Annotated in this window: 1 protein-coding gene; it reads right to left on the bottom strand. The window is 60.2% G+C overall.

The window, feature by feature from the left end:
- Positions 1 to 269 (bottom strand): sensor histidine kinase (locus tag AAEZ06_RS27365; RefSeq protein ID WP_502948062.1); only part of this gene is annotated, 269 nt, incomplete at both ends.

Below are 269 nucleotides of genomic sequence, written 5' to 3'. Positions count from 1 at the left end.
CCGCTGTCTTGCACGGCAATACGCAGGCGCGGCTTGGTGCTGCGCTCATCCAGGGCGACAACGATCAGCACTTCGCCTTCATCGGTTTTGTGCAGGGCGTTTTCCAGAAGGCTCAGCAACGCCTGGCGCAGCCGCGTCGGGTCACCGCTGATCACCCGTGGCACCTGGGGCTGAATAAAGCTGATCAGCTCGACATTCTGTTGCTCGGCCTTGGCGCGGAAGATGCTCAGGCAGTCGTCGATCAGTGCATTGAGATCGAACTGCACATC

The organism is Pseudomonas sp. HY7a-MNA-CIBAN-0227, from assembly GCF_040310325.1.
In the GTDB taxonomy this organism is placed as follows: Bacteria; Pseudomonadota; Gammaproteobacteria; order Pseudomonadales; family Pseudomonadaceae; genus Aquipseudomonas.
The sequence above is the reverse complement of the archived record's forward strand: the minus strand, read 5'-3'. Positions and strand labels throughout refer to the sequence as shown.